Source organism: Mycoplasmoides pirum ATCC 25960, from assembly GCF_000685905.1.
In the GTDB taxonomy this organism is placed as follows: domain Bacteria; phylum Bacillota_I; class Bacilli_A; order Mycoplasmatales; family Mycoplasmoidaceae; genus Mycoplasmoides; species Mycoplasmoides pirum.
Genome location: NZ_JMKZ01000001.1, coordinates 446,081 through 468,978, shown reverse-complemented (window position 1 = coordinate 468,978; position 22,898 = coordinate 446,081). Strand labels below are relative to the sequence as shown.

Sequence of the window (22,898 nt, the reverse complement as noted above, 5' to 3'; positions counted from 1 at the left end):
AAAATTTTAATCTTTATATATAAACAAAAAATGTTTAGTTAAATTTTACTAATAAATGTTAGCACATAAAATGTCAAATAAAAAATTTTTTTATTTTTAAATTAGTTTTAAATGTTTTTTAAATAAAAATTAATTAATGAACTTTTTTGACTTTAGTCAAAATTCAAATATTTATTAACATCTTCAATAGTTATTGTTAGTGAAGTTTTTAATTCTAAATAAGATTTTTGTCAAACGTATTTTTTATTTATTTTGTATTGCGTGCATGCACAACATAAACTTTTTTGTCTATTTATTTTAAATTTTTAGATTAACAAAATAATTTTGTGTACTAAATTATCATTTAACTTAAAAATTGTCCTATATACATATAAAATATGCAAAAAACTATTTAGTCAAAATTTTAATTTTAAAATTTTTAATAAATTAAACAAAAAACATATTCATTTGCACAAATGTGTTTTTTGCTATGTGTTGTATAAACTACAAATTAAATAAAAATATAACAAACAATAAAAAATAAATTTTACAAATACTTACAAATTTGCTTCATTATATTCATTTTTGCAATGTCACATTTTAATTTTTAGTCTAAAATAAAAAAGCTTTCATGTAAAAAATGAAAGCTTTTTTATTTTAAAATGGCGCGTCGAGAGGGAGTCGAACCCGCGACCGCACGCTTAGAAGGCGTGTGCTCTATCCACTGAGCTACCGACGCATTAAACTACCTCATTATTATAAAATTAAATAAATTCAATAACAAAACTATTTTTTTAGGTAAACTAATTTAAAGATTTTTTTCTATTACACAATATGCAAAGAATTTGCATATTGTGTAATTCAGTTTTTCCACCTTTAGCAAATGGGATAATATGATCAATTTCGCATTCATTAAAATTTAAAATATTTCGTTTACATATATTACATTTTTTGTCTGATTTTTTTCAAATTTCTAATCTAACATCATAATTAAATGTACGTTTATTATCTACTAAATAATCATTTAAAATTTTATCAATTTTTTTGATTCTCGATTTAACAAATTCAATACTATCATATTTAGTTCCACCGCCCATTTGATCATTACGTAATTCATCAATTATTAAATTTATTTTACTTTTTATTTCATATTTATTTTTTATAAAACAGTTTTTAGATTTTAAGTTTTCATATAATGAACAAAAAATTGTTTCAAAATTTGTTTTAAATGCATTTCTACCTAATGTATCGTTATCCAACAAAGAATACATCAAATCTATTGTTTCAGAACATTTTTTAATTTCTTCTTCAATTTTATTTAATGGATATTTATTAATAACATCTTTTATTTGTTTTCGAACATCTTTTTTTGTTGCAGGCATATTTAAAATTGTTATACATCTAGAAATTAAATATTCTGCACCAAATCTTTCCTTTAGAGTTTTACTATTTGATAATTCATTTATTTTAGAATTTTTAATTATTTGCTTTAACATATCATTAATTTTTTTTGGAATTGATGACATTAATTCTTCATAAGCGTTTAATTTTATTGAGTTTTTATTTATTCTTTTAAATAAGTCAATAATATCATCCTCATTAACCGAACCCAAATCCACAATAAATATTTCTTTATCTTCAATTCACTTTCTCCTAATTTTTGGTGGCATTTCGGAATATGAAATTGTATTTTTTTTAAATTTTAATAATTCTTCATTTGATAATTCTTTATCTAATTCATTTTTAAAATCTTGATTATTTATATTTTCTAATGGAATGGAAAATTTTCCGTCAATAAAATCTTTTAATGCTAAAAATCTTTGTTTTCCATCGACAATTTGTTTAGAAGCAACTAATATTGGCGGAATATAAAAATCATTAATTATAGAATTGATTAAAGATTGTTTATTTTTATTTTTTCACGCTTCATTTCGCTGATATCAACTATTTGGATTATAATCATCTTTACTATTTATTAAATTAAAAATAGAAATTGTTTTTATTGTCGGTTTTTTCATAATATAAAATCTCAAATTATTTAACATTTTTAAAAAAATTTTTGTTAGCAACCCAAGCACATTGAAATTTTTTAATTTTTCCCTCTATGTCTGTTGTAAATCTTACATCTCGCTGAATAAATCAAAAATCACATTTATTCAAGGTATTTCCCATAGATTGAGAAAAAATTGTTGCACCATAAAGCAAACAAAAATCTTTATTAAAACTTAAACATCTTTCAATTAATTCTCTTTTTTTAGAAAAAGGTGGATTTGACAAAATTAAATCTCATTTTTTTGGAATAGTTTTATTTTTATAAAAATCACCATTTTTAATGTTTATGTGTGTGTTGATTACACTTATATTTTTTTCTTTTAGTACCTTAACAAAATTACTATCTTGTGTATCAAAAGGACACCAAACAACTTTATTTTTTAATTTTTTAATAACTAAATTAACAATATTTTCTACAGTTTCTTTGGGAGTATAAAACTCATTATTTTCACGCTTTTGTAAACCTAAAATATTTTTAATAGAATAATTATTTTGACTATTCATATGATTCATAATCTACAATTTAAAAGGCTATTCTAAAAAAAAAAAAAAAAGTCAATTTTTATTAACTAATTTTGTTGTTAAAAAATATTAAATTTTAGTTATTATATTTGAAATAAAGAAAATAAAAAATGTATCGATAAAAACAAGTATGTATAATATACTAAGTATAAAGTTTAAAATGCTTTATGTTTTGAATATATGGATATAAACAAAAAATCTATTTTGATATGTGTAAGTGGTGGTAGTGGTTCTGGTAAAACAACTATTGCTAATTCAATTTACAAAAATTTACCTAAAAATTTAAAAACTAAAATTATTTGCCAAGATAATTATTATTTACCTTTTTCAGACAAATCTATAAATCAACGTAAAAAAATTAATTTTGATCATCCTGATTCTTTTGATTGAAATTTACTTATTAAACATCTTAAAGATCTACTAAATAATAAACCTATTAATGTTCCTACATATGACTATGTAAAATATACTCGTGGCAAAAAAACAACAATTATAAAAAATGTCAATGTTATTATTTTGGAAGGATTAACATCTTATCTAAATAAAGAAATTGAAAAAATGGCATATTTAAAAATATATGTTGATACTCCAAATGATGAAAGATTAGCTAGAAGAATAGAACGAGATACTTTACAACGGGGTCGTTCAATTGAAAGTGTTTTAAAACAATGACGTGAATACGTTAGACCTATGTATCGTGAATATGTTGAAAAACAAAAAGCGACAGCAAATTTGATTATTCCTTGATACACAATTAATGATATTGCTATGAGAACAATTAGCAATGCTATTATTAATTTCTTTAAAAATTCAAAATAAAAATATGAGTTATTATTCTAAATCGAAATTTGTTGTTTCAAATCATGCAAGATTAAGAATCAAGGAAAGATTGAAACTAGATATAAATTTTAATGATTTAGAAATAGATGTAATTATTAATGAAAAATTGTCTGGTTTAAAACCTACATATCAAAAAGATGGTTATGAATATTATAAAATTCCTGAAACTAAAAATTTATATGCCATTGTTTTAAAAAATAATAATTTGATAACCACTGTAACAAATATGCTTCCAAGCAAAATAAAAAAAATACTTTAAATTTTATATCATTTTTTAAATTAATTCTGATATAAAAATAATAAAAATTAGTTTTTAGAAACCAAAATTATAACATTATGAATTATTCTGATTATTCAAAAAAAAGAATTTGAGAATTTATAAATGATTTTCTTTTTAATTCTAATTTTGATGAAAATAATTTGAATAATAATCAAAACATCACTGCAGAATTTGCAGAATTTGAAAATAATTGTTCATATGATATAAATATTTTCAATTATTTCAATGAAAATATTATAAAAAATGAAAAGAATATAGAAAAAATAGAAAAAAAACTATCTTTTTATAATGATTCACAAATAATTTTTAATTACGACACAATAGAAGATGAATATTTTAAAGAACTAATAAATAGCAAATATGGTATTAATTATTTTGCATCATCTTATTCGAAAACTGATGGATTAGAAAAAAGTCAATTAAAAACATTAGATGCCTTATTAAATTTTTGTAAAGATGATAAAAACAACTTTATTTCTATAAATGGTGCTGCTGGTACAGGGAAATCAACTTTATTAAATTATTTGTTTTCTAATATTATTTTTGATAATTTTCTTAATTCATTAAACAATAATTTTGATATTGATAGTTATCAATTTAACTATTTTTTAAAAAATTTATATAAATGTCCAAAAATTCTTGTAAGCGGTCTTACTCAAATTTCTGTTGAAAATATACCTGAAACATGTAAAATTAATTTTTCAAATTTAGATAATTGAATAAATCACGAAAATTTAAATATAAACAATTTTTTCTCGTATATTTCATTTACAATGAGCGGAAAAGGACAATCTTGAAAAGATCAATGAGAATCACAAAATAATTTAATTAATAATGAAATTTTCAAAATAAAAAATAATTATTGTTTGAGTGCAAATAATTATTTTAAAGAAAAAATAAATTGAGATAATATCCCATTTAAAATTTTAAAAAAAATAAAAGAAAATATTTCTTTAATAAAAAATATTAATGCTATTATAAAAACTTTGATTGAAAAAGAAAATTCAAAATTATCAGATAATTTATTTGAATATTCTTCTATTATTTTATCAATAAAAAAAGTTACGCAAGAAATTAATGAACAAATACAAAAAATATCAAATAAAAAAATAAAAAAAATTAATTATTATAAAAAAATAAAAGAATATTTAATAATTTGAACAAACAAAATAAAAGATATTTTTAAAGATAAATTAGGTTTTTTTTCAAATCAATTGATAAAAGAATTGGAACTAAACATATCAAATATAAATAAGTCAAATTTAAATAAATTTCAAATATTAGTCAATTCTAATAAAAAAATATTAAAAAAAATTTGGTTAAAAAATATATCCAATTTTGAACAAGTGGAAAATTTAATAGAAAAACAAATAAAAACATACATTAACTTAATTAAATCACTAGTAGATCTCATTAAAAAATATTCAAATGAAGAAGAAATAAAAGAAATGAATATGAATTATACAAATTTACCAAAATTTGATATAAAAATTTATGATATTGAAAATTTAAAAAATGAAAAAATTAAATTAATGAATATTTTAAATATTGTTAAAATTAATTTTAATTTAATTCAAAAAATAATCGATAAAAAAATTAGACATGAAAATATTTTTTTATTGCAGCACATTCATGAATGAATTTTTATTGAAACAAAAAAAATAAATATTTTAAAACCTATTTTATGTTCTAATATTCAAAAATATAATTCAAAAAATATTAAAAAAATTGGTTATTTTATTAATGAATTTGATTATATTTTTGTAGATGAATCAGGCCAAGTTAATTCTAAATATTTTTTATATTTGCTTGCATTAACAAAAAAAATTATAGTAATTGGAGATGAAAAACAATTAGTACCTATTATTGATAACAAAAACAATAAATTTTTTATTGAAAAAATAAACAAAATAAAAGAAAAATTATCTAAAAATGAATTTAATTATTTTTTAGATATTGTTTCAGAAAAATTAAATGTTTTCAAATTTAATAATAATAATATTGATTTAATAGACAATTCAATTTTAAAAATGATTAATTTAAAAACAAATTTTATATCTAAAATAAATCAAAACAAATATAAGGGTTTATATTTGTTAGAACATTTTAGATGTCCTAAAAGGATATTTGATATGATCAATAAATATTTTTATAATAAAACTCTTATTTTTTCTTCATCTGTAGAAGAAAAAACTTGCTTAATTTCTAATGAAATACAAAAATATTTAACATGCAATGAATCTTCATTTATTCAAATTGCATATGACTACGACAATAACAATATTTTTAAGAATATAAATTATAAAGAAATATCAATTGGAATAAATTTAATTATTGATAATCTAGATATTATGATAAAACATGCTAATTATGATGAATTAAATGAAAAATCAATTGAATATTTATCCAAAAATGTTGCTTTTGTATCTTTGTATAGAAATCAAGCTAATTCTATTAGTAAAATATTGAAAATTTTATCTAATGATAATGAAAAATTAGTATCTATTGAAGAAAATAAAATAATTGATCAAATTAACAATAAAATTAAATTAAATTTTTTTAAAAAAGAAAAATTAATTCGATTTTTTTTAAACTCAATTAAATCTGGAACAATTGATTCATTGCAAGGTATAGGATGTGATTTTATATATTTTTCAAATGTTAATGATAAACCTAAAAAAAATATAAATAATTTTGAATTTAATGAAAATAGAATTAATGTCTTATGAACTAGAACAAAAAAACATTTTTTTCATATTCAATCAATAAATTACTGAAATAATTTTAATACATCAAATTTAAAATTTAACTTTCGATTTGAAGCTGAAACAAGTTTAGAAAATTCTAATAAAGTTATATTTTATATCAAAAACAATATTGATAATTTATCAATATTTAATCTTGTTAAAAAATTTAAAAAATTTAACAAATTAAAATATCAAATAAATGAAATTGGAAAATATGGAGAAAAAATTTTTAATAATATATTAAATGATATAAATTTAAGAAATATTGTGGAACAAAAAATTTTAATAGAACTTAATAAAAATATTCTTATAAAAAATTATTTTTGACTAAATGAAAATAATGAATTTTTTAAAGAATATGATTTTGAAATATATACAAATAAAAATAAATCAAGTTATTTTATAGACGTAAAATCATCTATTAACAAAAAATCAAATAATTTTTATTTATCCAACAATGAATTGAAATTTATTAATACATACAACAAATATTATATTATTGCTAAAATAAATGACATTTCAAAATTTAATATTAATCTTAAAAATAAATATTCATTAGCTTTTGTTATTCAAAATATAACTTTTTTACAATTTGATAAATCAAAAAATAATTTTTCTAATTTTAACAAAAATGAATTTTATTATATATTACGATAATAATAAGTGTTATTAATATAAAAAACAAATTTAAATTTTGATTATTTAAATAAACTATTTTAATAATTTCCGTTTACTTTTTGGAGCAATTGGTAGTTTTCTTTTATGTTCTGACATAATAATTAAATTATTTAAACGTTTTTCTTGTTGACTTGATAATTTTTCTTTATTAAGTAAATGTTTATCAAGTTCTTTATATTTAAAACCTAAATCTTTTTCATCCGTTTGGTTAGGTAATAAACTTGCGGATGGTTGGCGATTAACAATTATTTTAGGTACTTTATAGTAATCAGCTAATTCATATACATCAGATTTTAAACAATTTCGTAAAGGTGCAAGATCGCAAGCTGAATCACCATATTTTGTAAAATAACCAGTAATTCACTCATCATAATTGCTAGTTCCACAAACTAGGTAATTATACTTTTGTGCTAAAGCATATAAGCTAATTGTTCTTAATCTTGACTTTAAATTTCCTAAAATAATTAAATCGTTTTTTAAACATAAATTTAATGATTTAGCTAAACATTTAAAAGATGAATTTAAATCTAAATTTTCATTAATTAAATTAAAATCTTTAATAATTTTATTAGTGCATTTTACATCTAATTCAGAATTATTAATATGCATTACAATTGCTAAATGATTATTTAAAAAAACTGTTTTAGCAATTCCAGCAATTACAGCAGAATCAACTCCACCAGATAAACCAAAAACAATACCTTTAGCATTTGCTTTTTTTACTTGATTAAAAACTCAATTTTCAAGATATTTTGCATATTTACTAATTTTCATAATCTATTAACCTTATGCATCAATTAAAAATTCATAACCGCAAATAACAATTGTATCATTTGGTTTAGCACCCATATTTTTTAAACTATCTTCAACACCAATAGCTTTAATAATTTGTCCTAATCTTGAAATGTTATCCATTGTATTTTGGGGAATTTTATGAAATCAATAATCTAATTTCTTGGATTGTACTAATCAACGTCCTAATTCATCGCGCGAAACATTTAAAGGATCATTATTTTCATCTTTAGCATAACTATCATAAGTGTATAAACGATTTAAATTCATTGGATTATTAAAACGATTTACTCCAGATACTTTAGATAAATCATTATAAAGTTTAAATACTTTAGGTACCAAATCACTTAAATCATTATTAATTGCACTAATACTAATAATTGAAATATTATTTAAATGTTTTTTTAATTCATTTAATCTTTTATCTGCACCTTCAACATCATTTTTATTAGCTACTACAATCATTTTTTTATTAATTAATAATTGTGAATATTTTTTTAATTCTTTAATAATTTGATCATGTGCTAAACAAATATCTTCATGATCATTTGGATCTAATGAAATTAAATGAATTAATATTTCACAACGTTCAACATGTCTTAAAAAATAATGTCCTAAACCATAACCTTCTGATGCGTTTTCAATTAAACCTGGAACATCAGCAAAAACTAATTTTTGATTTTCATATTCAACAACACCTAAAACTGGAGTTAAAGTAGTAAATTGATAATTAGCAATTTTAGGTTTAGCATTAGATAATTTAGATATTAATGTTGATTTTCCGGCATTTGGGAAACCAACAATACCAACATTAGCTAAATATTTTAATTCTAATTTAACATTTAATTCTTCACCTAAATCACCATTTTCGTACATAGCAGGTGCTCTTAATGTAGGTGATTTAAATGCAGCATTGCCACGACCACCTTTGCCGCCATGACATATAACATATTCTTGATCTTTATAAATTAAATCAGCAATTAACTCATTAGTATCTGCATTTGTTATAGTTGTACCAATTGGCACCTTAACATATTTTGGTTCGCCATTACGACCAAAACCCATATCAGTTTTACCGTTTTCGCCATCTTCAGCTTTAATTCTTTTAACAAATTTTAAATTCATTAAAGATGATGTGTTGTGATCAGCGACAAAGATAATGTCCCCACCATCACCGCCATTGCCACCCGCTGGCCCACCTTTATCATAATGTGCTTCACGTCTTCAAGCTACAACGCCATTCCCACCATTACCTGCACATAATTTTATTTCACAATAATCAATAAACTGCATAATTAATTTTATTTCTTTTTATGACAAAAAATGTTTTTTGAATCCACATCAAAAATTAAATTTTGGTTATCTTGAAGAATTTTCTTAAAACTTTGATTTATTTTATTTATTTTTGTTTCTTGATTTACATAATCTATAAAAGTATCAACACTTTTACTATAATTTGGTGATGCTACTATCTTGATAATAATGAAATTTGTAATAAAAAATAATCCAAAAAAAGTTAAAGCAACAATTAACAATCTAACTGTTAACATTAAAATTGAATATGGTGATGGCAATGCTGCTGATAATATTAAAGCAACTCATCCCATTCATGTAGCAAGAAAAATTGATACCATATCTCATGCATTTTGTTTAAATAGTTTTAATAAAAAAATAATTAAAGTATAAACAATTCCAGGAATAAATAAAAAATAATATAAACGAGAATCAATTTGAGCAAAAGTTGCTACTTGAGTTGAATCATTTGGATTAATCATTCCAGGATAAACAATAAAATATAATTTAAGTAAATTAAATTCACCAAACAATAATCAAATTATTAAGAAATAAATAAATACAAAAAATAAAACTAATAATGTTTTAATAATAGGATTAGTTTTTTGAGATATAAAAAAATCAGAAATTTTTAATGTTGTTTTCATATTGAAATTATATATTAATAACTTTAAAGTTATATTTATTTAAAATATTATTAACAATTAAAGTGATAAAAAGAAAATTAAGATCAATATTATGCAACCAAATATTTTAATTTTAAAACCATACATTCAAGAAAAAGTTTGAGGCGGAAATCGTCTTAAAGATTATGGGTATGAATGTTTATATGATAATCGAAATGGTGAAGCTTGATTAATAAGTGCAATTGAAAATAAATCAAGTATTGTTGTCAATGCTAATGACGTTAGTTTACTTGAATATTACAACAATCATCAAGATTTTTTTAATAATTACAACAAACCATATCCATTATTGGTAAAAATCATTGATGCTAATGATGATTTAAGTGTTCAAGTACACCCAAATGATGAATATGCATTTAAAAAACATAATCAATATGGAAAATGGGAATGTTGATATGTTTTAGATTGTAATAATAATGCAAATGTAGTTTATGGACATAACGCTAAAAATAAAGAAGAATTAACTAATTTAATAAATCAAAAAGAATGAAATAAATTACTAGTTAATAAACCAATTAAAATTGGAGATGTGATTGATGTACCACCCGGAACTGTTCACGCAATTAAAAGCTCAAGTTTAATTTATGAATTACAACAAAGTTCAGATATTACATATCGTTTATTTGATTATGATCGATTAGATAACAATCAACCAAGAACTTTACATATTGAAGATTCAATTAATACAATTTATTATCCACAAGATAATCTTAAAATTCAATCTGGTTTAAATAATGCATCATTAATTAATAATGAAAAATTTAAATTAGAAAAAATAAACAATATAAATAGAAATTACTACCTTTATGATAATGCACATTGAATTCAAGGAACAGTAATTGAAGGCAATGGACTAATCGATGATATTGAAATCAAAAAAGGTAGTAATTTTATTGTTAAACATAACCATAAGTTTTGTTTAAATGGAAACATGCAAATTTTAATTAGTTATGTTTCAATTAATTAATTTAATTTTGAATTTTTTTGTTAAATGTTGAATTTCCAAATAAAACTGATGCAATAATTAATAAGATTGAAAATACAATACTAAATAAACCAAAATTAAACATTGTAATATCAGGTAATTGGGGTGTTGGACTAGGTGGATTAGGTCCAATAATTTCTTTTTGAATTCTAACAAATTCTAAATAAGTATTATTCCCCAAAACAGTTAATGTAATTCCAATTATTGCAAAAGCCAAAGTTAAAAAAACAATAACATAAAAAATAATTACATTTCATGGTTTATCGTAATGCTTATGCATTTGAATAAATCTGGTCTTCGCTAATCTTTCATTTGAAAAATAATTAGTTCTAGAAGTTTTTGATTGTTTTGATTTTTTCATAGTGATGTCTCTTGAAGTATTGATTTTTAACTAAATTAGTTTCAGGATAAACAATATTATTCATTGATACTTGATTGTTAAAATTTTCATTTGTTTGTTGATTTTTATCTTTACTTTTTTTGAATAAAGAACTAATTTCACGGTTTCTAATTAAACCATATAAAGTACAAGTTATAGCTGTACCAATAACAATAGCTAAAAAGAAGAAACCTATTCCGCCAGCAATGCCATAAACATCATTACCACTTCCAATTGCACCTAAGATTGCTACAATTGGACCACCATGACCCGCTGCACAAGTAACGCTAAATGCTGCAGCAATAGCACCAGCAATAGCGCTACCTATAACATTACATGGTATTGCTTTTTTAGGATCTGATACAGCAAACGGAATTGCTCCTTCGCTAATACCTATGAATCCCATAATAATCGCGCTTACGCCAAGTGATTTTTCTTGTTCATCAAATTTATGTCTAAAGATTAATGTACATAATCCCATACCCAAAGGAGCTACAGGGATTGCTGCAGCAATCATCCCCATTGGTTCATAAATTTGCGAAGTAATTAAAGTTGTACATGTTAAGAATGCAACTTTATTAATTGGACCACCCATATCAAATCCCGCCATTGCACCAATTACAAAACCAATTCCAATACTTACACCTAATGAAACTGCATTAACAGCACCATCTTGTTGTTTAAATACACTTTCTAAGGCATTAATAAATTGACCCATAATTCAAGCAATTGGAGCTCCAATTACAAAAATAGCAATTAATGAATAGAAAATACCAACACCTAATGGAATAACAAAAATTGGCATAATTGGACTAATTGATTTAGGAACATTTCAAGTGTTCATTCATTTGACTGTATAACCTATTGATATACCAAATAATAATGATCCAATGAATCCCATAGCAGTTTGAACTTGAATACCACCAAAACTAAATATTGCACTAGCAGTATTACCTAGTACACTTACAATAAATGCCGGAGCAATTGCTGATCTTCCTGCAATACTATTTGCAATATATGCACCTAAAACACCAATCATTAATGTAAATGCTATTGATCCAACGTGATTTAAATAATATAAGAAATCACCTTGAATTTGTGAAATGTCTGCATTTTGACCATAAATTAGTTTTCCGATACCAATTGATAATGCAATACAAACTCCACCCAACATTACAAATGGAATCATATAACTTATTCCACTTAAAATATGTTTCATCAAATTTTCTTTTTGTTTTTTAGATCCAAAAGATTTTGTTTGATTTTGATTATTTGATGTACTATTTGTTATTAATGTTGCATTTTCATATGCTTCATTAATTAATTCAACAGGTTTATGAATTGCTGGTTTAATTGCTGATTTATAAACTTTTTTGTTATAAAATCGATCAGTATCAATTCCAATATCAGCAGCAATTATAATTAAATCTGCATTTTTAATTTCATCATCAGTGAAATGATTTTTTATTCCACTTGATCCATGAGTTTCAACTTTAATATTTCAACCATTTTCTTTTGCTGCGGCCATTAATTTTTCAGCAGCCAAATAAGTGTGCGCAACTCCAACAGGACAAGCAGTTATAGCTAAAATATTTCTTGTATTATTATGTTCTTTAGATTGAACAATAGTTTCATTATTATTTTGATTATTAGAATTAATATTCATATAATCACTAATAATCTTATATGCTTCTTCAGTTGAGTTTGTTGTTGATATTTCATTAATAAATTTTTCATTCATTAAAGCAACTGAAATTTTGCTAAGCATGTCAATATGTTCATTATTTTGTTCATCTTTTGGAATCATAATAACAAAACAATGTTGAGTCTTTTGACCATCTAATGCTTCTCAATCAATTGGATTTTTAAATCTTACATACATTAAACTTGATTTTTTTACACAATTATCTCTTGCGTGTGGAACTGCAAATCCTTTTTCAAATCCAGTTGATGATTCTTTTTCTCTTCTAATGAAAGCTTCATATAATTCATCTAAATTATTTGTTATTTCTAATTGATGAGCAATTGAAGCTATTTTTTTTAACGCATCATTTTTAGAACCGGCATCAATATTAAATTCAATACACCGGTTTGTGAAATTAATCATTCTACAACCTCATATTGTAAACATGTTATATTTTTTAAGTAATACAACAATTTTTATTATATCAATTAAAGTTGAATATTAATTTATTATCAAAATAATGAAAAACACAAAAATTTTTAAAATTTAAATTAATAAGATTTTGATTTAAAAGTTACAACTTGATCTTGATTTTTTTCTCTAAGATAAATTGCAATATAATTAAAAAGATTAGATAGTAAATTTAAACTATCAAAAATCAAATCAGATATTTTTAAATTAGATTCATTAATACTTAATTTATGTGTTGTTCTAACTGCTTTTTTAAATAAGCATCTAATAATTTCAGCAATACATGAACTAGAATTCCCAATAGGCAACACAAATTGTTTTAAATTTGATTTTATTTTTGTTTTATAAAATTTATACAAATTTAGAATTTTTTCATAAATTTTTTTATCAATTATGTTTTTTCCTCGTATTGAACCGTTTATATGTCATGCCAATTCAGTTAATCAAATTAAATCACGATGTAATTTTTTTTCTTTTACAAAACTTGTTAAATAACCAATATAACAAGCAATTTCATCAGTAATTAATTCATAATCAACTTTCATACTTGTTTCATATAAATATGGGTAAGCGCAAGCATCTGTTGATTTATATTGCCTTGTTTTTTTATTTTTCATAATTTTATTTACACAATTTTGACACTTTTAATTAATTATTCATTTTATTTATTTAATTAATAACAATTAAATTTTTTAAAGTAGTTATAGTTATACTTTAAAAAAACTTATATATATCTAAAAAATTATCAAATAAAAATTAACTAAAATTGTTAAAGAATATAAAAAACATGTTTTTAGTTTTAGAGAAAAATTAAAAATCTAAATGGCAATTTGATTTAAAAAAAATTAAATAATCATGTTTTGAACAAGAATACTAAATATTAAAAATAAATTTAACAATTTAGTTAAAAAATTAAAAGAATAATTTTTGTAAAACAATCTAAAATGGTAATTTAAAAATAGTCATTTTTTGACATGAAATAACTTTTATTTTTTTGTTTAGTTAATAATTAAAAAATATTTGATTTTATTAAATAATAATATTTATTAAAAATAACTTAAAAAATAACACATATAACATAAAAAATAATGGTCGTTTAGAAACAACCATTATTTTTGTTTAATTTATATCTAATTAAATTAATACTTTAAAGTTAATTTAAACAATGGATCATTAACTTTGATTTCACTTCCATATTGTGGAATTACTGTTAAATTATATTTAGATAAATTTTCACTTTCAGATAATAAGATAATTGGAGTAATTGTATCTAAATTCTTATTCTTGATTAAATCAAAATCAGCATCAACTAATTTTGCAAATGAATTAATTTTATCTTCTGTTTTAACATATGGTTTAAAGCCAACTAAATCATTTAAGTTATTATTGTTACTATTTAAACTAACAGTATCAATCCCAATATGGATCATAATTTTAATACCATTAGCTTCAACAACATAAGCATGTCCTGTATTAAATGCAAGACTAACAGTGGCATCTTGTTTTCATGGTGAAACAATGTGTGAATCATTAGGTTTGATTGCTGCACCTTGGCCAATTAATTCATCAGCAAAAGTTTTATCATTAATCTCTGAAGACTTAACAAGTGTTCCAGACATTGGAGCATAAATAATCATTTCATCTAATAATTGTTTATTTTCAGATTCAGTTAGATTATTTACATTATTTGAAACATTATTTTCTTTAGGTTCTTCATGATTATCAACCATTTCAACAAATTTCTTTAATGCTTCGATATTTATTTCTCGTTTAATAATAATATTCATTTGAGTTTTAATTGGTTCACTATCAGTACCAAAAATAGCATGTGCTAAAACTTCGCTTGGATAAATAATACCTTGTGCACCTAATTCTTTAATTAGTGCTTCATTAATTTTGTTTTTCTCTTTGAAGTTAACACGTAATTTGGTAATACATGCATTAACAGCACCTATATTTTCAAAACCACCAAATGCATCAATTAATTTATATGCAGTATATTGAGTGTGTGTGAAATCTGTTTTATTGTTTGTAATTGATTCATCTACTTGTTGATTTGCATTTTTATCTTTAGATGCAAAATATTGTTTTTTAGTTATTAATTCACCACCACGTCCAGGTGTTTTCAAATCAAAGCGTTTAACCAAGAAATAGAACAACATGAAATAAATAGGAATATAAACTATACCAATAATAACTGCAGCTCAACTATGAACATTGCTTCCTAATGCATCAGGAACAATTCCATAAATTGTAAAGTCGATGAAACCACCACTAAATGTCATACCTAAATTTGCACCAAATAATGACATGAATCAGAAACTAAATGCACATAAAACAGCATGAACACCTCAATATAATCAAGGCGCTAAGAATAAGAATGTAAATTCTAATGGTTCAGTTATTCCTGTTAAGAATGAAGTTAATGCAGCTGAACCAATAATTGACATTGCATATTTTCGGTTAGTTTTAGGAGCAGCCATAACCATAGCACCAGCAGCAGCTGGTAAACCAAAGATCATGAATGGAAATTTACCTTGTTCATATTGTCCAGGGTTTACACCAGGAAATGCAACTTTGAAATTTTCATGACTGAATGCTACAGGAGCACCTTTAATTGCTTCATAAGTTAAAGCACTATTAGTTGGAACAACTGCACCAATATTGCTAAATCCTATATTTCAAGTGTTTTCTGCAAAAGTGGTAAATGTCATTGTATATAAATCACCTTGAGAGCCACCGCCACCTGTGTATCCACCTAAAATTAATTGCTTATTAATTAAATTACTATTTAAAGCAAATCATAATCTTTGGTCGCCACCTCATTCATCGGTGTTGAATGTACCATTATTTAATTGCTTAATAATATCAATTCATCTTGGATCAGTTATATTATGATCAGCAAACATAAATCGTTCTCCATTAATCATAACACCAGTTACAGCATATACTTGTCCACCAACATGAATGAATGGAGAAATGTCATTAACATTATTCATACTACCACCAGCTGATGTATATCATAGTGGAGAATAGAAAGCGTGATGTAATCCTGTTGGAACTAAAGCTCTTTCAATATAACCAAAAATAAATGCATTAATACCACCATTCGCACCAAGAGTACCTAAACCAATACCTATATAATTAAGTCCTAATCCAATTCCAGGTCATATCATTGCAAATATAAGTGCCAATGGAATCATTGCAATTAATGAAATAATTGGAACAAATCTTGTACCAGAAAAAAATCCTAAAATTTTAGGCATTTGAATTTGATAAAAACGGTTATATAATGCAGCAACTATAGATCCAACTATTGCACCACCAAATACAGAAGTTTGTAAAGAATTAATACCAACATTTGTTCCAAAAACAGCAGCAGGCAAACCTGTTCAATATAACATTGAAAAAGTTCCATTTGCTTCAGGAATAATTAAAGCACTTTGCATCCCGTTAAATGATATTCAGGCAATTAATGCTGATAATGCAGCTACACCAGCATCTTTAGTGAACGCAATCGCAATCGCTACAGCAAATAATACAGAAAGATTTCCAAAAACAAAATCTCCTGCATTTTTCATAAATAAACCAAATACTTTTAATGCTTCGTTAGTTCCAGCATTAGTAGCAATAGCTGCTCCAATACCTAGCAATAAACCAGCAATTGGTAAAACAGCAATTGGCATCATTAATCCTTGCGATAATTTACCAATGAATTCTTTACCAGCGCCTTTTTTAGGTTTTTTAAATTTAAATCGTTTTTTTATATTGATTCCAACTTGAGTTGATCTGCTCACAAACGATTCTCCTTATTATTAAATTATTTTTAAATTTGATGCTTCTAAACAAAATGTAATTAAATAATTATTAATATGATGTAATAAAGATAATTCCTCCAATAGCAAGCATTGTAAATAATATTCCTAAGCAGAAAAATCCACTAGTTCTATATTTGATTCATCAATTTTTAGATTTTGAATGAGAAAATTCAAATAATTCTGATGCGGTAATATCGGTTTTACTTTCTATTGATCTTTTTCTATAAAATATATAACTTAATACATAACTAACAAGTGCAATTGCAATAAAAATAGCTGTAACTATTCAAAGAATAATTGAAGTTGAACTGGATATATGACCAGTTGCATTTTTAATTGCAATAAGCAATGTTGATTTGATTAAATTCATATTAATTATTTTTTAAATGTAGTTATTAGAACTTATTTTTTCAAAAAAGTAATCCAACTACAAACTTATTTTAACAAATTAACACATATATCTAATACTGAAATAGTATTATTTTTCTAATAAGAAAACAAATAGAAAAAAAACTAAATTAAAAAATATTTAACAATTAGGTAAATTATGATCAAATTAATTGAAAAATCAATGATTGGAAAAAAGAATCAAATTGATTGTGAGGATGGTTATTTTATTTCTGATAAATTAGTTGCTGTAGTTGATGGAGGAACACCTAAGGGCAAAATCAAATGAAAAAACAATAAAACTAGTGGTTGATTTGCAAAAGAATTAATACTAAAAGCTTTTAAAACAGTTGACCCAAATTGATCTAATAAAAAAATTATTGAACATATTAATCATGCACTAAATTTAGAATACAAAAATAAAGAAAAATTTTTTTATGAACACCCTGAAGAACAATTGCAAGCCGGAGTTGTTTATTACAATGATGTTTCAAAAGAAGTAGTAAGTTATGGTGATTGTCCTATTTTGATTAACAACAAATTATATGATCATGGTAAATTCATTGATTTGATTTCAACAGGATTAAGAAGTTTTTATTTAAGATTAGTAGATTTAAAAGCGATTAAAATTTCAAAAGAAAAAAGAAATGAGTTTGGGCGACAAGTTATTTTAGATTTTTTAACAAAACAATCTTTTTTTGCGAATTTAGAAAGACCATTTGGTTTTCCTGTAATTAATGGATTAAAACTAAATCATAAATTAACAATTGTTCATAAAGTTAAAAAAGCAGATGAAATTGTACTAGCTTCAGATGGATACATCAAACTTAAAAATACTCTTAAAGCAAGTGAAAAATATTTAAAAGATTATTTGTTTATTGATCCTGAATGTTATAAAGATTTTTTGGCTGCCAAAGGTAAAAACAAAAATTTTAAATCATTTGATGATCGAACATACCTTCGATTAAAAATTATTGAATAATTTTTTTAAAATTAATTTTTCATAATTCTTTGTGATTACAGTTAACTTCCAAATAATTAACAAAATAATAAACTATTCCCATTAATATAGTAATACCAATTAAAATGGAACTAATTACTAAAACTACATATGCGTAATCTAATTGTTGAAAAAAACCTTTAATAAACGAAGTAAAAAAAGTTCCGCAAGCAATACTTAATGATGCAAAAGATTGATATAAACCTAACGGACTAAATTTTTTGGTTTTAAAACTTAAAGATAATACATGCGCTATTAATAAGTTGTATAAAATCCCAAAACCAAATCCATTTAAGAATTGAATACCTAAAAAAGCTATTGCACCTGAAATTTGATTAGGGTAATTTTGTTGAGTAATTAATATAGTTGACATGTTATAAAAAATAAAAAACATTGCTCCAAAAATATAAATAAGGTTTTTACTTACATATTTAGTTAAAACTAATCCCATCAAAATTCCACCCATTAATTGAAACCCACTAAAAATGGCTGAAACATATCCTTCAAAAGGTGCAGTATTTTCTGCGCCACCAATATCTTGAATAGTTAAAGTTGCAATAGAATCTCCTGTTGCAAATTTTGTGAAATCAATGCTTGCACCTACTAAAATTATTCCAACCAAAACTATTCAATCTCTATTGGTTGTTATTAATTTCTTTTTTGAAACTTCAATACTTAAACCTACATTATTGCGGTTTTCTTTTAAAAAATATCCAATAAAACAATTAATGAAAATAACAACTAAAGCAATTACTCATAAATATTTCATAAAATTTGGATCAGCATGAATGCTTGCACCAGGATTTGAACCATATGGTGCTACACTTCTAATTATTGATTGAATTGGCGATGCTAAAAAATCGGCCAATAAGGGTGGTAAAGATAAAATAGAAATAGTTAAAAACGGTTTAGTTTTAGCATGTTGTTCATTAAATCATAAACTAAATGTTCCAATACAACTAGCTCCAATACCAACACCTATAGCTTGGATAATATTTGTTGCAAAACTTGGAATTATGATTAAAGGAATGAAGGTTAAAATTTGCAAACCAAGCGAAATGTAAACTATTATTTTTCGTGATCTAAAATGAACACCTAAAAAATCAAATAATGGTCTAATAAAAATACCAACTAATCCATAAACAGTTAATGGAACTCACAATAAAGATTTATCAATTTCCAAATCATTATTTAATGTTCCTCGATATGAACGAACTAACATTAAAGGAAATCAAAAAAATGTATAAAAAACAAATAATAATTTATATCCTGGTGCATCAAGTTTTATTTTGGTTAACAAAACAATAGATGCAATTAAAATCAATAAAAAAATTGATAAATTTATAGCTAATGAAATATAATTTATTTCTTTTGTTGTTTCATAAATAATATTATTGAAAACTAAATTCATAATTAATCATCTTGTAAAAGTTTTCCAAAAGTTTCTTGAGGAACTTCTACACTCCCAATAGCTTTCATTTTTTTCTTACCTTCTTTTTGTTGTTCTAATAATTTTTTCTTTCTACTAACATCGCCACCATAACATTTAGCTAAAACATTTTTTCTTAAAGCTTTAATTGTTTCGCGACTAATAATTTTAGATCCTATTGCTGCTTGAATAGGTATTTCAAATAAATGCTTTGGAACTAAATCCTTTAATTTTTCACAAATCTTTTTACCTTTTTCATATGCAAAATCTTGATGACTAATAAATGATAATGCATCTACTTTTTGATTATTTAATAAAATATCAACTTTAACTAATTTAGATTCTTGATATCCTGTCAATTCATAATCTAAACTCGCATATCCTTTTGAAATAGATTTTAGTTTATCAAAAAAACTATAAATAATTTCAGCCAGTGGCATTTCATAAATAATTTTTTTTCGAACCGAATCTACTTCTTGTAATTCTAAATAATTACCACGGAAATTTTGACACAATTCCATAATGCTACCTAAATATTCATCTGGAGTTGAAATAATAACTTTAACATATGGTTCAAGAATTTTTTTAATTCTTGTACGATCAGGAAAATTAGCTGGATTATCAACTAATTCTGTCTCATTATTGGTTAATAAAACTTGATATTTTACTGAAGGTGCTGTAACAATTAAAGGAATATTATATTCACGAACAATTCGTTCGCGAATTACATCCATATGCAACAAACCTAAAAATCCACATCTTATTCCAAAACCTAATGCTTGTGAAGTTTCATATTCATATTCTAAAGCTGCATCTGATAAAGCAATTTTATTCATTGCTGTTTTTAATGATTGATAATCAGAAGTGTCAACAGGATATAATCCAGCAAAAACCATTGGTATAACTTTACGATAACCTGGTAATGCTTCTTTTGTTGGATTATTAGCATATGTTATAGTATCACCTACATTAACATCGCGAACTGTTTTGATTGCTGCTGCAAATCAACCAACTTCACCAGAAACTAAAATATCACGTTTAGATAAATATGGAGTTTTTACTCCTACCTCAGTTACTTCATAAACAGATTTATTAGACATCATTAAAATTTTGTCACCCGCTTTTAATGTTCCATTTTTGATTCTAATGAAACAAACTGCACCTTTATAAGAGTCATAATATGAATCAAAAATTAATGCTTGTAATGGTGCATTATCATCGCCATCTTTAGGGGGCGGGATATCACGAACTATTGCTTCAACAACTTGTTCAATATTTAAACCTGTTTTAGCTGAAATTAATGGTGCATTTGAACAATCTATTCCAATTTGTTCTTCAATTTGTTTTTTAACTTTATCAACATCAGCTGATGGCAAATCAATTTTGTTAATAACTGGAATAATTTCTAAATTATTTTCTAATGCTAAATAAACATTTGATAATGTTTGTGCCTCTACTCCTTGTGAAGCATCAACAACCAATAATGCTCCCTCGCATGCTGCAAGACTTCTAGAAACTTCATACGTAAAATCAATATGACCTGGTGTATCAATTAAATTAAATAAATATTTTTGATTATCTTTTGGAGAAACATATGCCAATTGAACAGCGTTCAATTTTATTGTAATGCCTCTTTCTCTTTCGATATCCATGGAATCTAATAATTGATTTTGCATTTCTCTAGATTCAACCGTATTAGTAAATTCAATTAAACGATCTGAAACTGTTGATTTTCCATGATCAATATGAGCAATAATACTAAAATTTCTAAAATATTTTTTATCCATAAAAATTATTTTTCATTTTTTTGAAATGATAATAATTTAATTATTTCATCTACTAAACGATCAGAATTCTGCGATAATTTATGAATAATACCATTTTTAACACCACTAATTCGACCTGTAGTTTCACTAACTACAAAAATGATTGAATCAGTTCTTTCACTTAAACCCACAGCAGAACGATGTCTTGCTCCATATGAAACATCTAACAATTGACGTGTCATAGGAAAATAACTTGAAATAGAAACAATATTTTTGTTTCTAACAATTATTGCACCATCATGTAATGCAGAATTTTTATTATAAAAAACAGATATAATAAATTCTGGTGAAAAATCTCCTTTGATTTTATAACCAAGATTAATATAAAAATCTAAAGAATCATTACATTCAATTGCAATAATAGCTCCAATTTTATCATTTGACAATTTTAATAATGAACTTGATAAATTATCAATAAATACTTTGTCACTTGTTACATCGCGATGCTTACGAAATATTTTTTTAAATCTTACAATAATTCCATTACGCAAATTTCGATTTGCAAATATTGTGATAATTCATATCAAAAATGCAATTGATAATAATATAACACTTATCAATGAAAAAATTTCAGCACCGCTCATTTACATTGAAACCTTAGTTTTTATCAATAAACCTAAAAAATTTATTTAATTATAAATTAAATAAGAAATAAAAAAATTAATTTTTTTATCATTTTATATGTTTTTACTCACTTTATTATATGGGGGGTGAAAAAATGAAAAAAATTAGTTTAATCAATAAGAAAAAAATTATTGGTGGTTTATCATTTTGAAGTTTTGCAATGGGTGCGGCTTTAATAGTTCAAACACTTACTAGTACAATAATGTCTATTATTAACGCTTGTACTTCTAGCAACGAAAAGCAAATAAATAATAATTCATGATCTAAAAATTATAATCAATATAATCCAAGTAGTTCGCAAATTGCTCTAAAATTCGGTTTTACGCCGAAACAATCTGCTATGTTTTTTGGATAAAATAAATTTAGATTAAACAATTAAGTGTAACTTTTTAAAAAAATAAAAGTTGCACTTTTTGTTTTTATAAA

The 22,898-nt window shown here is 23.6% G+C and carries 19 protein-coding genes and 1 tRNA gene; 6 read left to right on the top strand and 14 right to left on the bottom strand.

Translation table 4 applies throughout. The features are described 5' to 3' along the window. Window positions 1–642 precede the first annotated feature (642 nt). The 3 genes from T397_RS0102045 to T397_RS04225 form a co-directional block, all read right to left on the bottom strand. Window positions 643–718, bottom strand: a tRNA-Arg gene (locus T397_RS0102045). A gap of 64 nt (window positions 719–782) precedes the next feature. Continuing rightward, window positions 783–1,997 carry a GmrSD restriction endonuclease domain-containing protein gene (locus T397_RS0102040; protein WP_202898790.1) on the bottom strand — a complete coding sequence of 405 codons (1,215 nt, stop codon included), beginning with the start codon at window positions 1,995–1,997 and terminating at the stop codon, window positions 783–785. Window positions 1,998–2,013: 16 nt separating this feature from the next. Beyond that, a complete protein-coding gene (locus T397_RS04225) occupies window positions 2,014–2,544 on the bottom strand; it encodes a DNA methyltransferase family protein (protein WP_155947926.1) in 531 nt (176 codons plus the stop codon). Between the two features lie 189 nt (window positions 2,545–2,733). Between T397_RS04225 and udk the strand changes: the two genes are divergently transcribed. From udk to T397_RS0102020, 3 genes are all read left to right on the top strand, one after another. Then, window positions 2,734–3,372, top strand: a complete 639-nt coding sequence (gene udk / locus T397_RS0102030; RefSeq protein ID WP_036448637.1) for a uridine kinase — start codon at window positions 2,734–2,736, stop codon at window positions 3,370–3,372. Continuing rightward, on the top strand, window positions 3,338–3,652 hold the full coding sequence (locus T397_RS0102025) for a hypothetical protein (RefSeq protein ID WP_027124012.1): 315 nt from the start codon (window positions 3,338–3,340) through the stop codon (window positions 3,650–3,652). The genes udk and T397_RS0102025 overlap by 35 nt, the downstream gene beginning before the upstream one ends. A 77-nt stretch (window positions 3,653–3,729) precedes the next feature. Further along, a complete protein-coding gene (locus tag T397_RS0102020; RefSeq protein WP_027124011.1) occupies window positions 3,730–7,077 on the top strand; it encodes an AAA domain-containing protein in 3,348 nt (1,115 codons plus the stop codon). Window positions 7,078–7,131: 54 nt separating this feature from the next. Here the strand turns inward: T397_RS0102020 and nadE are convergent, their stop codons facing one another. Genes nadE through T397_RS0102005 form a run of 3 tightly spaced genes read right to left on the bottom strand, consistent with a single transcriptional unit; the run spans window position 7,132 to window position 9,830 of the window. Next, window positions 7,132–7,872 carry an NAD(+) synthase gene (nadE, locus tag T397_RS0102015; protein ID WP_027124010.1) on the bottom strand — a complete coding sequence of 247 codons (741 nt, stop codon included), beginning with the start codon at window positions 7,870–7,872 and terminating at the stop codon, window positions 7,132–7,134. A gap of 12 nt (window positions 7,873–7,884) precedes the next feature. Beyond that, window positions 7,885–9,183: a GTPase ObgE gene (gene obgE / locus T397_RS0102010; protein ID WP_027124009.1), complete on the bottom strand. Its 1,299-nt coding sequence runs from the start codon at window positions 9,181–9,183 to the stop codon at window positions 7,885–7,887. A gap of 8 nt (window positions 9,184–9,191) precedes the next feature. Next, window positions 9,192–9,830: a hypothetical protein gene (locus tag T397_RS0102005; RefSeq protein WP_027124008.1), complete on the bottom strand. Its 639-nt coding sequence runs from the start codon at window positions 9,828–9,830 to the stop codon at window positions 9,192–9,194. Between the two features lie 91 nt (window positions 9,831–9,921). Here T397_RS0102005 and T397_RS0102000 point away from each other — a divergent pair, with 91 nt between their 5' ends. Continuing rightward, window positions 9,922–10,836: a type I phosphomannose isomerase catalytic subunit gene (locus T397_RS0102000; RefSeq protein ID WP_036448634.1), complete on the top strand. Its 915-nt coding sequence runs from the start codon at window positions 9,922–9,924 to the stop codon at window positions 10,834–10,836. A 1-nt stretch (window position 10,837) separates the two neighbouring features. Here T397_RS0102000 and T397_RS0101995 read toward each other — a convergent pair whose 3' ends face one another. The 5 genes from T397_RS0101995 to T397_RS0101975 all read right to left on the bottom strand — a co-directional run bounded on the left by T397_RS0101995 (window position 10,838) and on the right by T397_RS0101975 (window position 17,576). Then, on the bottom strand, window positions 10,838–11,215 hold the full coding sequence (locus tag T397_RS0101995) for a hypothetical protein (RefSeq protein WP_027124006.1): 378 nt from the start codon (window positions 11,213–11,215) through the stop codon (window positions 10,838–10,840). After that, window positions 11,184–13,364: a PTS fructose transporter subunit IIABC gene (locus T397_RS03905; protein WP_244874355.1), complete on the bottom strand. Its 2,181-nt coding sequence runs from the start codon at window positions 13,362–13,364 to the stop codon at window positions 11,184–11,186. Before T397_RS03905 ends, T397_RS0101995 begins: the two co-directional genes overlap by 32 nt. Before the next feature lie 104 nt (window positions 13,365–13,468). After that, entirely contained in the window at window positions 13,469–14,005 is a 537-nt protein-coding gene (locus T397_RS0101985; protein ID WP_027124005.1) for a hypothetical protein, read from the bottom strand. A gap of 522 nt (window positions 14,006–14,527) precedes the next feature. Further along, window positions 14,528–17,185, bottom strand: coding sequence for a PTS transporter subunit IIABC (locus tag T397_RS0101980; protein WP_027124004.1), 2,658 nt, complete (start codon window positions 17,183–17,185; stop codon window positions 14,528–14,530). A 70-nt stretch (window positions 17,186–17,255) separates the two neighbouring features. After that, complete coding sequence (locus tag T397_RS0101975) at window positions 17,256–17,576, bottom strand: MPN207a family PTS transporter accessory protein (protein ID WP_027124003.1); 321 nt, start codon at window positions 17,574–17,576, stop codon at window positions 17,256–17,258. Between the two features lie 177 nt (window positions 17,577–17,753). Here T397_RS0101975 and T397_RS0101970 point away from each other — a divergent pair, with 177 nt between their 5' ends. Continuing rightward, window positions 17,754–18,575, top strand: coding sequence for a hypothetical protein (locus T397_RS0101970; RefSeq protein WP_027124002.1), 822 nt, complete (start codon window positions 17,754–17,756; stop codon window positions 18,573–18,575). Here T397_RS0101970 and T397_RS0101965 read toward each other — a convergent pair. The 3 genes from T397_RS0101965 to cdaM are packed head-to-tail and all read right to left on the bottom strand — an operon-like array spanning window position 18,565 to window position 22,432. Continuing rightward, the gene (locus tag T397_RS0101965; protein WP_027124001.1) at window positions 18,565–20,004 is read right to left on the bottom strand and encodes an MFS transporter; all 1,440 of its coding nucleotides are present in this window, start codon (window positions 20,002–20,004) and stop codon (window positions 18,565–18,567) included. The genes T397_RS0101970 and T397_RS0101965 overlap by 11 nt on opposite strands. Window positions 20,005–20,006: 2 nt before the next feature. Continuing rightward, window positions 20,007–21,809: a translation elongation factor 4 gene (gene lepA / locus T397_RS0101960; RefSeq protein ID WP_027124000.1), complete on the bottom strand. Its 1,803-nt coding sequence runs from the start codon at window positions 21,807–21,809 to the stop codon at window positions 20,007–20,009. A 5-nt stretch (window positions 21,810–21,814) separates the two neighbouring features. Continuing rightward, window positions 21,815–22,432 (bottom strand): diadenylate cyclase CdaM, encoded by a 618-nt coding sequence (cdaM, locus tag T397_RS0101955; RefSeq protein ID WP_027123999.1) that lies wholly within the window; start codon window positions 22,430–22,432, stop codon window positions 21,815–21,817. 134 nt (window positions 22,433–22,566) lie between these two features. Here cdaM and T397_RS0101950 point away from each other — a divergent pair, with 134 nt between their 5' ends. Beyond that, complete coding sequence (locus T397_RS0101950; RefSeq protein ID WP_027124281.1) at window positions 22,567–22,827, top strand: MPN313 family protein; 261 nt, start codon at window positions 22,567–22,569, stop codon at window positions 22,825–22,827. Window positions 22,828–22,898 lie beyond the last annotated feature (71 nt).